Genomic DNA, 13091 nt, shown 5'->3' with positions numbered 1-13091 from the left:
AGGACTTACAGATCGACTTCCTTCATCAGCATGCCGACCTCGGTGTTCGACAGGCGGCGCAGCCAGCCCGACTTCTGGTCGCCCAGGGTGATCGGCCCGAAGGAGGTGCGCACCAGCTTCTCGACCGGGAAGCCGGCCTCGGCCAGCATCCGGCGCACGATGTGCTTGCGGCCCTCGTGCAGGGTCACCTCGACGAGGTAGTTCTTGCCGATCTGCTCGACCACCCGGAAGTGGTCCGCGCGCGCGTAGCCGTCCTCCAGCTGGATGCCGTCCTTGAGCTGCTTGCCCAGGTCGCGCGGGATCGGGCCGACGATGGCCGCGAGGTAGGTCTTCTTCACGCCGTACTTGGGGTGGGCCAGACGATGGGCCAGCTCGCCGTGGTTGGTGAGCAGGATGACGCCCTCGGTCTCGGTGTCGAGCCGCCCGACGTGGAAGAGCCGCGTCTCCCGGTTGGTGACGTAGTCACCGAGGCACTGACGGCCCTCGGGGTCCTCCATGGTGGAGACGACACCGGCGGGCTTGTTCAGCGAGAAGAACTGGTACGACTGCGTCGCCACGGTCAGGCCGTCGACCTTGACCTCGTCCTTCTCCGGGTCGACCCGCTTGCCCTGCTCCAGCACGATCTCGCCGTTGACCTCGACCCGCGCCTGCTCGATCAGCTCCTCGCAGGCCCGCCGGGAGCCGTAGCCCGCGCGCGCGAGGACCTTCTGGAGCCGCTCGCCCTCCTGCTCGGCGCCCGGGAAGGTCTTGGGCAGCTTGATGTCCTTCTTGCCGGCGTACCGCTCCCGGTTGCGCTCCTCGGCGCGCGTCTCGTACTCCCGGGACTGCGCCGGAGCCGTACGCCCGCGCTGCGGCTGGGGCTTCTTCGGGCCGCCCTTCGCACCACCGCGCGCCGCGCCGCCGCGCCCGGACTTCGGGCCGTCCGGGGAGGCGCCGGGGCCGACGTCGTAGCGGCGCTCCTCGGGGCGAGGCTTGCGGGGCCGGCCGCCCTGGCCGCCCTGCTTCTGGTCCCGGTTGTTGCCGGCCCCGCGGTAGTTACCGCGTCCGCCGGTGCCACCACTCTTGCCGCTGCCGCTGCTTCGCATCAAAGTTCCGTCGTCTTGTCGTCTGCGTCCTCGGAATCCGGAGCGTCCGGATCGAACGACGGTACGGCCTCCTGGGTCTCGGCCTCGATCGCCTCCGCCTCGGGGAGGAAGGGCGCGAGCTCCGGGAGCTCGTCCAGGCCGCGCAGGCCCATCCGCTCCAGGAAGTAGTTCGTCGTCGTGTACAGGATCGCACCTGTTTCGGGTTCCGTGCCCGCCTCCTCGACCAGACCGCGCTGGAGGAGGGTGCGCATCACACCGTCGCAGTTGACTCCGCGCACCGCCGAGACCCGGCTGCGGCTGACCGGCTGCCGGTACGCCACCACCGCGAGGGTCTCCAGCGCGGCCTGGGTGAGCCGGGCCTGCTGGCCGTCCAGGACGAACCGTTCGACGGCCGGTGCGTACGCGGCACGGCTGTAGAACCGCCAGCCGCCGGCGACGTGCCGCAGCTCGAAGCCGCGCCCCTGGATCGCGTACTCGTCGGCCAGCTCCCGCAGCGCCTTCGTGATCTGCCGCTTCGGCCGCTCCAGGACCTTCGACAGGTGTTCCTCGGTCGCGGGCTCGTCCACGATCATGAGGACGGCCTCCAGGGCGGGCTTGAGATCGAGGTCGGCGACAGTGCTGAGACCGCTGATCTCCTCGCTCACGACTTCTTCTCCTCGTCCTTGGGCAGCTCGGGGGGCCGGTCGAACTCGTCGGTGACCACGGGCTCGGCGTCCCCCTCCCCGCCGGTCCAGCGCACGATCAGGTCGCCGAGGGCGGTCTCCTGGTCGAGGGCCACGGCCTTCTCCCGGTACAGCTCCAGGAGGGCCAGGAAGCGGGCCACGACGGTGAGCGTGTCGTCGGTGTCCTCGACGAGCGCGCGGAAGCTTGCCTCGCCCAGCTCCTTCAGCCGCGCCACCACGATCCCGGCCTGCTCCTGCACGCTGACCAGCGGGGCGTGGATGTGGTCGACGTAGACCTGCGGCTTGGGCTTGGGCTGCATCGCCTTGACGGCGAGCCTGGCGAATCCTTCCGCCCCGATGCTGATGACCACCTCGGGCAGCAGCTCGGCGTGGTGCGGTTCAAGGCCGACGGTACGGGGGTAGCGCCGGGCCTCCTCCTCCAGCCGCCGGTTGAAGATCTCGGCGATCTGTTTGTACGCGCGGTACTGGAGCAGCCGCGCGAAGAGCAGGTCCCGTGCTTCGAGGAGGGCGAGGTCGCCCTCGTCCTCGACCTCGGCGGCGGGCAGCAGCCGGGCCGCCTTGAGATCCAGCAGAGTCGCGGCGACGACCAGGAACTCGGTCGTCTCGTCCAGGTCCCAGTCCGGCCCCATGGCCCGGATGTACGCCATGAACTCGTCGGTCACCTTGGACAGCGCGACCTCGGTGACGTCCAGCTTGTGCTTGGAGATCAGCTGGAGCAGCAGGTCGAAGGGGCCCTCGAAGTTGGCGAGCCGGACCTTGAAGACTCCGTCGTCGGAGTCGTCGGAGTCGTCGGAGTCACCGGATTCCTCTGGCTCTTCGAGCTCTTCGGGCTCAGGCTCGACAACCTCGGGCTCGGGCTCCGGTTCAGGAAGCACAACCTCCGGCACCGGTTCCGCCGACGCGACGGCCCCCGGCCCCTTCCCCAGGGCACGCCGCCGACCGCCGGAGGTACCGGCGCCGGGGACGGGAGCATCGTTCGAGGTCATAGCCCCCGCAGGCTACCGCTACCGCCCGCGGAGCCGTCGTACGAGGATGCTCGCGTCCCCGCGGCTCTCCAGATCGGCGAGCACCACGGCCACCGCCTCCCGGACGATCCGCCCGCGGTCGACCGCGAGACCGTGCTCACCGCGGAGCACAAGACGGGCGTGCTCCAGGTCCATCAGCTCCTCGGCGGACACATACACGGTGATCTTCTCGTCGTGCCGCTCACGCCCGCTGGGCCGCCGGTTGGCGGCCCGTCCGCGCTTGCGCTGGGCCGCCGAGCCCGAGGCGTCGCCAGAACCTTCCTGCGCTCCCTGCCGCCGCCCGGACCGCTCCGCGGCGGCGGCCCGGCTCCGGGACTCCCCGGACTCCGCCGGTTCCGCGTCCGCCGCGACATGCTCGGCGCCCTCGCCGTCCCCGCCCTGGGCGGGCACGGACTGCGGCGCGTCCTCCGCGGCGACACCGTCGCTCTCTCCCGCGGGAGCCGGTACCCGGGCCTCGCCGTTGGCCCCTCGCCGGGGGGTGGACGCCTGGAGCGCCATCCCCCCTGTCGTACGGAACAGTTCGTCGGCCCCCGGCAGACTCACTCGGCGTGACACCGGGCGAGCACCTCCCTGGCGAGCTGGCGATAGGCGGCGGCACCGACGGAGTTGGAGGCGTACGTGGTGATCGGCTCACCGGCGACCGTGGTCTCCGGGAAGCGGACCGTGCGCCCGATGACCGTGTGGTAGACGTGATCGTCGAAGGCCTCGACGACACGGGCCAGCACCTCACGGCTGTGCACCGTACGCGAGTCGTACATCGTGGCGAGGATCCCGTCGAGCTCCAGCTCCGGGTTGAGCCGCTCCTGGACCTTCTCGATGGTCTCCGTCAGCAGCGCGACACCACGGAGAGCGAAGAACTCGCACTCCAGGGGCACGATCACCTTGTGCGCGGCCGTCAGGGCGTTGACCGTGAGCAGGCCGAGCGAGGGCTGACAGTCGATCACGATGTAGTCGTAGTCCGCCATCAGCGGCTTCAGGGCGCGCTGGAGCGTCGACTCGCGCGCGACCTCGGAGACCAGCTGGACCTCCGCCGCCGACAAGTCGATATTGCTCGGCAGCAGGTCCATGTTCGGGACCGCGGTCTTCAGCAGGACCTCGTCGGCCGACATGCCCCGCTCCATGAGCAGGTTGTAGACCGTGAGGTCGAGCTCCATCGGGTTGACACCGAGTCCGACCGACAGCGCGCCCTGCGGGTCGAAGTCCACGAGCAGGACCCGGCGTCCGTACTCCGCGAGCGCGGCACCCAGGTTGATGGTCGACGTCGTCTTGCCGACGCCGCCCTTCTGGTTGCACATCGCGATGATCTTCGCCGGTCCGTGGTCGGTGAGCGGACCCGGGATCGGGAAGTACGGCAGCGGGCGTCCGGTCGGGCCCACGCGCTCGCGACGCTGGCGTGCGGCGTCGGGCGCGAGCGTGGCCGCGTACTCGGGGTCCGGCTCGTACTCCGCATCGGGATCGTAGAAGTGCCCGTCGGGCAGTTCGTCGTAGTCGGCGAAGTGGTTGTGGGGCGCGCCACTTCCGTCGCCGGCCATGGCGTTCACGTGATGGCCATCCATGCTCTGGTGTGCTGACAGAGTCACGCCGGTCTGCTGGTGACTCTGGTGGGCTGCGAAGGTGCGCACCGCGACGGAGCCGACAGCCTCGAACCCCGCGGGAGCCTGGCCCCGCGCAGGGCTTCCTGGTTGACCACCCCCGGGAGAAAATGTCGACTCATTCACAAGTCGTCTTACCTCCTTGGTGACCAGGAAACTTCTAGACAAGGTCAGCGTGGCACCATGCCGACAGTCGGCGACTCTATGGCGTGTCGGGCGTCCGCAGCAACACAATCCGCCGGACCCGGCAGGATGTGTCGGCAATGAAACATCCCTCTGTCAAGGGCGTACGGCCGTCGCACAGTGGGTTTCACCGGTGTGCGAATCGGTCGAAGCGTTACGTTCGAGGCGAGTTGACCGAGCGTCGCAAAGTGACCATACACACATCCGGCCGGACCTTGTCGGGCAAGGTCCGGCCGGGTGGGCGACGTTGACGATCCGTGTTGACGTATCGCCTTTACGAAAAGGTGACTTAGCCGTTCGCCGAGGTCGGCCGGTCAGCCGAGGAGCGTCTCCAGCTCCACGTGCTCCAGGCCGTGCGCCTCGGCGACCTCGCGGTAAACGACCTTGCCGTCATGGGTGTTGAGACCCTTGGCGAGCGCGGCGTCGCGGCGCAGCGCCTCCACCCAGCCGTTGTTGGCCAGCGAGACGATGTACGGCAGCGTGGCGTTGGTGAGCGCATAGGTGGAGGTGTTGGGCACCGCACCCGGCATGTTGGCGACGCAGTAGAAGACCGAGTTGTGGACCTGGAAGGTCGGCTCGGCGTGCGTGGTGGGACGCGAGTCCTCGAAGCAGCCGCCCTGGTCGATCGCGATGTCGACAAGGACACTTCCCGGCTTCATGCGCGAGACGAGCTCGTTGGTGACCAGCTTCGGGGCCTTGGCGCCCGGGATGAGCACCGCGCCGATGACGAGGTCGGCGTCGAGGACGGCCTTTTCCAGCTCGAAGGAGTTGGACATGATCGCCCGCACCTTGGTGCCGAAGACCTTGTCGGCCTCGCGCAGCTTGTTGATGTCGCGGTCGAGCAGCGTGACGTGGAAGCCCATGCCGACGGCGATCTGGGTGGCGTTCCAGCCGGAGACACCGCCGCCGATGACGACGGCCTTCGCGGGCTGCGTGCCGGGGACACCGCCGGGCAGCACACCGCGGCCGCCGGCCGAGCGCATCAGGTGGTAGGCGCCGACCTGCGGGGCCAGCCGGCCCGCGACCTCGGACATCGGGGCGAGCAGCGGGAGCGCGCGGGAGGGCAGCTCGACCGTCTCGTAGGCGATGGCGGTGGTGCCGGACTCGATCAGGGCGTCCGTGCACTCCTTGGAGGCGGCCAGGTGCAGGTAGGTGAAGAGCGTCTGGTCCTTGCGGAGGCGGTGGTACTCCTCGGCGATGGGCTCCTTGACCTTCAGCAGCAGGTCGGCGGTGGCCCACACCTCGTCGGCGGTGTCCAGGATCCGGCCACCGGCCGCCACGTACTCCTCGTCCGGGATCGAGGAGCCGAGGCCGGCGCCGCGCTCGATGACGACCTGGTGGCCGTTGCGCACCAGCTCGTGCACGCCGGCGGGGGTGATGGCCACCCGGAACTCGTTGTTCTTGACCTCGCGGGGGATGCCGACCTTCACGTCGATCACGGTCCTTGGCTCAGAGGGTGTGGGGCATTACAAGACATACCCAGGCATGCTCGGGCACACCGGGAGACACCGCGGAGAAGGTGCGGCAGAGCCAGTCTAATGAAGGTGTTCCCGCTGTCTAGCCTTTCATTGCACCAATCTTCAGTCGATGCACTACGGATTTCGTAGGCCCTACCTCTCTGCGGGGCTCTCTTCTGGCTCGGGTTCCCCCTCCGGGAGCTCCTCACCCAGCATGCGCTCGGCGGCCCCGCGGTGCAGTCGAGCCGCGGCGGAGTCCCCGAGATGCTCCAGGGTGTCGGCCAGCCGCAGATGCAGCGCGGCCTGGAGCCGTACGTCCTCGGCGCGCCGCGCCCACTCCACCGCCTCCTGGCAGGTGTGCAGCGACTCCTCGGGCCGGCCCGCGTACTCCTGGACCCGGGCCAGCTCGCTCAACGCCCGTGCGTGGGCCCCGACATCGCCCACGCGGCGGTGTCCGGCGACGGCCGCGCGCCAGTTGCGCTGCGCCTCGCCGTAGCGGCCGGCGAAGGTGTGCGCGGCACCGATCCGGCCGTAGAGGCGGGCCGCGTCGGCGCGCTCGTCCCGGGCCAGCCGCTGGGCCAGCGCCCGGCCGAACCAGTCGGCGGCCCGGTCGTAGTCCCCGAGCTCCAGATGGGCCCCGCCTACGGATTCCATCGCCCGGCCGGTCGCGTACGGGTCGTTCGCCTCGCGTCCGGCGTCCAGGGCGGCCCGATAGCGGGCCAGCGCCTCCCGGGTCCGCCCGGTGCGGGCGTCGAGGTCACCGAGGTTCAGCAGCGCGGCGGACCGCTCGCGGGGCAGGTTCCGGCGCTCGGCCACGTCCAGCACCATGCCGTGGATGCCGTACAGGTCCCCGGCCGCGGCCTGGGTGCCGAAGTGGGCGACCATGGCCCGCACCAGCTGGGACATCAGCCGCCGGGCCAGGGTGTCCAGCTCCCCGTCGGCGACCGCGAGGCGGGCCGCGGCGAGCAGGGCGGGCCTGCGGATGAGCAGCCAGTCGGCCGCCGCGCGGGGGTTCGGGAAGCGCAGTGAGCGCGGCATGCCGAGGAGCTTCTCGCGGGCCTGCGCACTGTCGGTCTCGGTGATCGCCCGGCACGACTGGAGCAGCCGTACGGTCCGCTCCAGCATCCGGGCGCGGGCCAGCTGGAGCTCGGCGGCCCGGTCGTGCACCTCGGTGAGCGCCTTGAGCAGGGGGTGCAGACAGCCGGGTACCTCGTACTGGGGCAGGGGGGATTCCACGGCCCGCAGCAGACCGAGGGCGACGAGGTCGTCCAGGGTGGTGCGGGCGCCGCTGACCGAGCAGCCGGCCAGGGCGGAGGCGGTGTGCGGGTCGACCAGGCCGGCCGGGGCGAGGCTGAGCAGTCGCAGTATCCGGGCGGCCGGGGTGGGCAGGGCGGCGTGGGCGAGCCGGAAGACCCGGGCGAGCGGGGTGCCCGCGGTGTCCTCGTCGAGTTCGGCGTGCAGCTGCTTGGCGAGGTCGGCGACGGCGGCCTTGGGGCGGGCGGCGAGCCAGCCGCCGGCCAGCATCAGCGCGGCGGGCTGCGCCTGGCACTCCTCGACCAGCCCTTCGGCGGCGCGCGGGTCGACGGTGATCCGGACCGAGCCCGCGTGCCGGGACAGCACTTCCACCGCCGACTTGGTGTCCAGTCCGCCGAGCGTGCACGGGCGGACGTCGGAGATCCCGGTGAGCGGCCCGGCGGAGACGGCGACGACCAGGCAGTCCGGGGTCTCGGGGAGCAGGGCGTCGACCTGTTCGGCGGTGGCCGCGTCGTCGAGGAGCAGCAGGACCTTGCGGTCGGCGAGGGCCTCGCGCAGCGCCGCGGTGAGGTCGTCCTCGGCGGCACCGGCCGGGGTCGGCTGCTCCAGGGCAGTGAGCAGATCGCGGGCGACGGAGTCGACGGGGACGGGGGTGCCGTCGGGTTCGCTGAGCCGGGCGCGCAGCACGCCGTCGCCGTAACGGTCCGCCACCTGCCGTACGAGTTCCTCGGCGAGGGAGGTGCGGCCGGAGCCGGGGCGGCCGGCGATGAGCAGCACCCTCGCGCGGGGTGCCTTCTTACCGGAGATGGTGTCCAGACCCGCCCGCTCGATATCGGCGAGCAGCCCCTTCAACTCCCGTGTCCGGCCCAGGAATTGCCCATCGACCGAAACCCGGACGCCACCGGTGTCCACCGCCTGATCCGTCACGGGCCACACTCCCGTCCCACCGCACGCGCAAGCCCGCCGGGATTCCGGTACGGGCATGTTTCAGAGCCTAGTTCACGCTCTGCGACGAGCCGTGTGGAGCGCGGCGGCGACATCGCCCGATCGGATCAGCCGATGGTCACACCATGGAGTGTCGGTACGTGATCAGGCCTCGAAAGGGCGAGCCGGCCACGGGGCGTCCGCCGGACGCAGCGCCTCCAGGCCGTCTCCCGCCCGCGCCGCGACCAGGGAGAGCACGCCCACCACGAGGCAGTTGTTGTGCAGCTCCCCCGCGAGCACGCCCCGGACCAGCTCGGTGAGCGGCACGCGCGCGTGCTCCATGTCGGCCTCCTCGTCCTCGACGGAGAACCGCTCGCCCTCCGCCTCGGACAGATCGCGGGCCAAAAACACCCGTACCGCCTCGTCACAGCCGCCCGGCGTCGTGTAGACGTCCGTCAGCACCCGCCAGTCCTCCGCCTTGACGTGCGCCTCCTCGTACAGCTCGCGCTGGGCCGCGTGCAGCGGGTTCTCGCCGGGGATGTCGAGCAGCCCGGCCGGGATCTCCCAGAGCTTGTGCCGTACGGGGTGCCGGTACTGCTTGATGAGCAGCACCCGGTCCTCGTGGTCGAGGGCGAGGACGGCGACCGAACCCGGGTGGACCTGGTAGTCGCGGCGGACCACGCTGCCGTCGGGCATGACCACCTCGTCCGTGCGGACGGAGGTCTTGTTGCCCACGAACGGGGTCTGCGTCGCCCGGATCTCCCACTCCGCCGGGGTGTCCTTGATCGTCATGCCTTGCCCTTCCCCACATGTAGAAACCGGGGTGCGCGCGTCCTGAACGCACACACCCCGGTCACCGTAACAACCCTTGTGTCACTTACCCGTCTTGCGCTCGACAGCCGCCTTCACCAGGCCCGCGAACAGCGGGTGGGGGCGGGTCGGGCGCGAGCGCAGCTCGGGGTGCGCCTGCGTCGCCACCAGGTAAGGGTGGACGTCGCGCGGGTACTCGACGTACTCCACGAGCTTGCCGTCCGGCGACGTGCCGGAGAACAGGATCCCGGCCTTCTTCTCCAGCTCCGCGCGGTAGGCGTTGTTCACCTCGTAGCGGTGCCGGTGCCGCTCCTCGACGTACTCCTTGCCGTCGTAGACCTCGCGCGCGATGGAGCCCTCGGCCAGCTTGGCCGGGTACATGCCGAGCCGCATCGTCCCGCCCATGTCGCCCTCACCGGCGACGATGTCCAGCTGCTCGGCCATCGTGGAGATGACCGGGTGGGAGGTCGCCGGGTCGAACTCGGTGGAGTTGGCGTCGGAGATGTCGGCGAGGTTGCGGGCCGCCTCGATCACGATGCACTGAAGGCCGAGGCACAGACCGAGCAGCGGGATCTTGTTCTCGCGGGCGAACTTGATCGCGCCGACCTTGCCGAGCACACCGCGGTCGCCGAAGCCGCCGGGGATGCAGACGCCGTCGACGTCACCGAGCTGCGCCTTGGCGCCGGCCGGGGTCTTGCAGTCGTCGGAGGTGACCCACTTGATCTTCACCCGGGCCTTGTTGGCGAAGCCGCCCGCGCGCAGCGCCTCGGTGACCGAGAGATAGGCGTCGGGCAGGTCGATGTACTTGCCGACCAGGGCGAGGGTGATCTCGTGGTCGGGGTTGTGGACGCGGTCGAGCAGGTCGTCCCAGGTCGTCCAGTCCACGTCACGGAACGGCAGGTCCAGCTTGCGGACGACATAGGCGTCCAGGCCCTCGCCGTGCACGGTCTTCGGGATGTCGTAGATCGAGCGGGCGTCGGGGCAGGCGACCACGGCGGCCTCGTCGACGTCGCACATCAGCGAGATCTTCCGCTTGATCGCGGTGGGCACCTCGCGGTCACAGCGCAGCACGATCGCGTCCGGCTGGATACCGATGTTCCGCAGAGCCGCAACCGAGTGCTGGGTCGGCTTCGTCTTCAGCTCTCCCGAGGGGCCGATGTACGGCAGGAGCGAGATATGGACGACGAAGACGTTGTCACGGCCGACCTCGTGCCGGACCTGGCGGACGGTCTCCAGGAACGGCAGCGACTCGATGTCACCGACGGTGCCGCCGACCTCGGTGATGACGACATCGACCTCTTCGGTCGCCATCCGGCGGATGCGGTGCTTGATCTCGTTGGTGATGTGCGGGATGACCTGCACGGTGTCGCCCAGGTACTCACCGCGCCGCTCCTTGGCGATCACCGTCGAGTAGACCTGTCCTGTAGTGACATTGGCGGAGCCGTCCAAGTCACGGTCGAGGAAGCGCTCGTAATGTCCGATGTCCAGGTCCGTCTCGGCGCCGTCGTTGGTGACGAACACCTCACCGTGCTGGAAGGGGTTCATCGTCCCGGGGTCGACGTTGAGATACGGGTCGAGCTTCTGCATGACGACGCGCAGGCCCCGCGCCTTGAGCAGCATGCCCAGGCTGGAGGCGGTGAGGCCCTTGCCCAGCGAGGAGGCGACACCCCCGGTGACGAAGATGTGCTTGGTCGTCGTGGCTGTGCTGTTTCGAAAAGCAGCGGGCGGCATGGCCAAAGGGGGGCTCCCGTGGTCGCGGTCTGGGGTGCGGTGCGGCGTTTTCACCGGAGAGTCCGGAGTTGCCGTCGCTGCGGTTCGGGGGTTTTTCTCCCACCGGTCCACGGGCTACCAGGGTATCAGCGCCGCGGGGCGATGGCTTCCGGCCACGCTCTGCGCACACGCCGACACGGAGCAACACGGGTGCACCGGTTTCTCACCCGTTGCTCACCCGTTCGGCCCATCCACGTTGCCCGGAGCGGCACGCAGATCATCTACGTGCGTCGTATCCTGCTCGGACACTCACTGCCGAGCCGGACCGGCAAGACGGCACCACCCCCGCCCGTACCACCGGAACAACGCGAGCTCGTCAGTTCGTTGAGCAGCAGTTGACGTTTTGCCTCACGGCGGAGCGGCTGCTTTGCTTCACCGCTCAACGACGCATTACAACGACCCCTTGACCGCACTAGCGACCGCCCCCTTCTGCCTTGGGGGGTGACGTGGCCGTTCGACTGGAGTTGCACGTGGCCGGGCGCATCGAAGACTACGCACTCATCGGAGACATGCAGACCGCGGCACTGGTCTGCCGGGACGGCACAGTCGACTGGCTGTGCCTGCCCCGCTTCGACTCGCACGCCATCTTCGCCGGTCTGCTGGGCACCGAGGAGCACGGTTTCTGGCGGCTCGGGCCCGCGCACGCGGCGGACGCGGAGCCGCCGACCGCCGCCCGGCGCAGTTACCGCGGGGACTCGCTGATCCTGGAGTCCGAGTGGGACACCCCGCGCGGCACGGTCCGGGTCATCGACTTCATGCCCCCGCGCGACGGCGCCCCGCAGCTGATCCGGATCGTGGAGGGCGTCTCCGGCCGCGTCCGGATGCGCTCGGCCCTGCGGATGCGGTTCTCCTACGGCCGGGTCGTGCCGTGGGTGCACAAGCACGAGGGTCGTACGGTGGCCGTCGCGGGCCCGGACTCGGTCTGGTTCGACACCGACCGGGAGACCTACGGCAAGTCCCTGACAACGTACTCAGACTTCACCGTCGCCCCGGGCGACCGGATCGCGTTCACCATCTCCTGGCAGCCCTCGCACCATCAGCCGCCGCCGCTGCCCGAGCCGGAGCAGTCGCTGGAGGCCACCGAGGAGTTCTGGCGCGAGTGGGTCGAGCAGTGCACGTACCACGGCCCCTACCGCGAGGCCGTGATCCGCTCGCTGATCACGCTGAAGGCGCTCACCTACGCCCCGACGGGCGGCATCGTCGCCGCGCCGACCACCTCGCTGCCCGAGGAGATCGGCGGCGTCCGCAACTGGGACTACCGCTACACCTGGCTGCGGGACGCGGCGATCACCCTGTCCTCGCTGCTGCGCACCGGCTACCGCGAGGAGGCCCGCGCCTGGCGCGAGTGGCTGCTGCGGGCGGTCGCCGGCGACCCCGAGAACCTCCAGATCATGTACGGCATCGCCGGTGAGCGCGAGTTGGGCGAGGCGGAGCTGGACTGGCTGCCGGGCTACGAGAACTCCGCGCCGGTCCGGGTCGGCAACGGCGCCGCGCACCAGCTCCAGCTGGATGTGTACGGCGAGGTCACCGAGGCGCTGCACCTGGGTCATATGACGGGTCTGGCCCGCAACGACTACGCCTCGTTGCTCCAGCTGAAGCTGATCCGCTATCTGGAGGACCACTGGCAGGAGCCGGACGAGGGCATCTGGGAGGTGCGCGGCCCGCGCCGCCACTTCGTGCACTCCAAGGTCATGGCCTGGGTCGCGGTCGACCGCACCATCAAGCTGATCGAGTCCGGCGACGCGGACGGCCCGCTGGACCGCTGGCGCGAACTGCGCGACGACATCCACCGGGACGTGTGCGAGCGGGGCTACGACAAGGAGCGCAACACCTTCACCCAGTCCTACGGCTCCAAGGAGCTGGACGCCTCGCTGCTGCTGATCCCGCAGATGGGCTTTCTGCCGCCGGACGACAAGCGCGTCATCGGGACCATCGAGGCGATCCAGCGCGAGCTGTCCACGCCGGACGGCTTCATCCTGCGCTATCCGACGCAGGGTGAGGACGAGGGCGTCGACGGTCTGCCCGGCGACGAGGGCGCCTTCCTCGCCTGCTCGTTCTGGATGGCCGACGACCTGGCGATGATCGGCCGGGTCGACGAGGCCCGCAAGCTCTTCGAGAAGCTGCTGTCGCTGCGCAACGACCTCGGGCTGCTGGCCGAGGAATGGGACCCGCGCCTCCAGCGCCAGGTCGGCAACTTCCCGCAGGCGTTCAGCCACGTCCCGCTGATCGACACCGCCCTGCGTCTCACGGCTTCCGGAGCATACGGCGGCTGAATCCTGAATTCTTTCCTCGGGCTTCAGCCTGTCTA

At 70.0% G+C, this 13091-nt stretch carries 9 protein-coding genes and 1 pseudogene; 1 reads left to right on the top strand and 9 read right to left on the bottom strand.

Annotated elements, in window-relative coordinates; all coding sequences use genetic code 11:
- Positions 1 to 5: 5 nt before the first annotated feature.
- The 9 genes and pseudogenes from BN159_RS33585 to BN159_RS33545 form a co-directional block, all read right to left on the bottom strand.
- Complete coding sequence (locus tag BN159_RS33585) at positions 6 to 1085, bottom strand: pseudouridine synthase (RefSeq protein WP_015661490.1); 1080 nt, start codon at positions 1083 to 1085, stop codon at positions 6 to 8.
- Positions 1085 to 1657: an SMC-Scp complex subunit ScpB gene (scpB, locus tag BN159_RS33580; RefSeq protein WP_231905773.1), complete on the bottom strand. Its 573-nt coding sequence runs from the start codon at positions 1655 to 1657 to the stop codon at positions 1085 to 1087. The genes BN159_RS33585 and scpB overlap by 1 nt, the downstream gene beginning before the upstream one ends.
- A 68-nt stretch (positions 1658 to 1725) precedes the next feature.
- Entirely contained in the window at positions 1726 to 2754 is a 1029-nt protein-coding gene (locus tag BN159_RS33575) for a segregation and condensation protein A (protein ID WP_015661488.1), read from the bottom strand.
- An 18-nt stretch (positions 2755 to 2772) separates the two neighbouring features.
- A complete protein-coding gene (locus tag BN159_RS33570) occupies positions 2773 to 3348 on the bottom strand; it encodes a hypothetical protein (protein ID WP_015661487.1) in 576 nt (191 codons plus the stop codon).
- A complete protein-coding gene (locus tag BN159_RS33565; RefSeq protein WP_078598917.1) occupies positions 3333 to 4511 on the bottom strand; it encodes a ParA family protein in 1179 nt (392 codons plus the stop codon). The genes BN159_RS33570 and BN159_RS33565 overlap by 16 nt, the downstream gene beginning before the upstream one ends.
- A gap of 371 nt (positions 4512 to 4882) precedes the next feature.
- The gene (gene ald / locus BN159_RS33560; RefSeq protein WP_015661485.1) at positions 4883 to 6007 is read right to left on the bottom strand and encodes an alanine dehydrogenase; all 1125 of its coding nucleotides are present in this window, start codon (positions 6005 to 6007) and stop codon (positions 4883 to 4885) included.
- A gap of 137 nt (positions 6008 to 6144) precedes the next feature.
- A pseudogene (locus BN159_RS33555) lies at positions 6145 to 8206 on the bottom strand (tetratricopeptide repeat protein); the annotation flags it as partial.
- 162 nt (positions 8207 to 8368) lie between these two features.
- Positions 8369 to 8995: an NUDIX domain-containing protein gene (locus tag BN159_RS33550; RefSeq protein WP_015661483.1), complete on the bottom strand. Its 627-nt coding sequence runs from the start codon at positions 8993 to 8995 to the stop codon at positions 8369 to 8371.
- Between the two features lie 81 nt (positions 8996 to 9076).
- Positions 9077 to 10744, bottom strand: coding sequence for a CTP synthase (locus tag BN159_RS33545; protein ID WP_015661482.1), 1668 nt, complete (start codon positions 10742 to 10744; stop codon positions 9077 to 9079).
- 509 nt (positions 10745 to 11253) lie between these two features.
- Here BN159_RS33545 and BN159_RS33540 point away from each other — a divergent pair.
- Positions 11254 to 13056, top strand: a complete 1803-nt coding sequence (locus BN159_RS33540; RefSeq protein ID WP_041820207.1) for a glycoside hydrolase family 15 protein — start codon at positions 11254 to 11256, stop codon at positions 13054 to 13056.
- Positions 13057 to 13091: the final 35 nt, after the last annotated feature.

It is taken from the genome of Streptomyces davaonensis JCM 4913, from assembly GCF_000349325.1.
Classification (GTDB): Bacteria; Actinomycetota; Actinomycetes; order Streptomycetales; family Streptomycetaceae; genus Streptomyces; species Streptomyces davaonensis.
The sequence above is the reverse complement of the archived record's forward strand: the minus strand, read 5'-3'. Positions and strand labels throughout refer to the sequence as shown.

What these genes read in the sequence shown, in the direction of transcription:
- BN159_RS33585 (WP_015661490.1), bottom strand. Translation starts at nt 1,085, where the DNA reads ATGCGAAGCAGCGGCAGCGGCAAGAGTGGTGGCACCGGCGGACGCGGT.
- BN159_RS33575 (WP_015661488.1), bottom strand. Translation starts at nt 2,754, where the DNA reads ATGACCTCGAACGATGCTCCCGTCCCCGGCGCCGGTACCTCCGGCGGT.
- BN159_RS33545 (WP_015661482.1), bottom strand. Translation starts at nt 10,744, where the DNA reads ATGCCGCCCGCTGCTTTTCGAAACAGCACAGCCACGACGACCAAGCAC.
- BN159_RS33550 (WP_015661483.1), bottom strand. Translation starts at nt 8,995, where the DNA reads ATGACGATCAAGGACACCCCGGCGGAGTGGGAGATCCGGGCGACGCAG.
- scpB (WP_231905773.1), bottom strand. Translation starts at nt 1,657, where the DNA reads ATGATCGTGGACGAGCCCGCGACCGAGGAACACCTGTCGAAGGTCCTG.